This window comes from Hymenobacter agri (assembly GCF_054778495.1).
This window is the reverse complement of sequence record NZ_BAAGZM010001312.1, coordinates 1-521: the sequence shown is the minus strand read 5'-3', so window position 1 is coordinate 521 and position 521 is coordinate 1. Positions and strand designations below refer to the sequence as shown.

Sequence of the window (521 nt, the reverse complement as noted above, 5' to 3'; positions counted from 1 at the left end):
CCACCACGCGCGCCGGCGCCGGTTCAATCCCCGCTTACGCCGCTGCTCAACACGAATACTTCCCGCCGCCGCCGCCCGCCCCACCCCGGCCGGCAGTTCTGGCAACGGATGCCCCAGCACTGGCCGCCGAAGTGGCTGATGCAGCCACCAGAGCTGCTGAATCGCCGCTGAGAGCTCAGGAAGCCCCCGTTTCGGCAGCGCCGGAAGTGGCGGCCCGGCCATTGGGTTCGGCCCGGCCAGCGGCTTTCGATGAGCCGGTGGCGGAGATGGGAGCCGCCGAAGCCAGCGACCTCGACGCGCCGGAAGACGACCTGGTGCCCGATGCTGAAGCCCCGGCCGCTGCTGCTTCTACGGCTACGGCTACTATAGCTGACACTGCTGCCGAAACTGCAGCGGCCACAGCAGCGCCGGAGCCAGCGGACATCTGGGCCGTGCGCCAGCCTGCGCTGGCGGGCCTCAACTTCCGGCTGATTCAGTACGCCCGCCGGACGGCGCAGCTGGTGGCCGGGCGGCAGGATTTC

The 521-nt window shown here is 70.4% G+C and carries 1 protein-coding gene; it reads left to right on the top strand.

The features are described 5' to 3' along the window. Positions 1–206 precede the first annotated feature (206 nt). Positions 207–521: hypothetical protein (locus ACYVDE_RS25970; RefSeq protein WP_460504380.1), on the top strand; the 315-nt coding region annotated here is incomplete at its 3' end.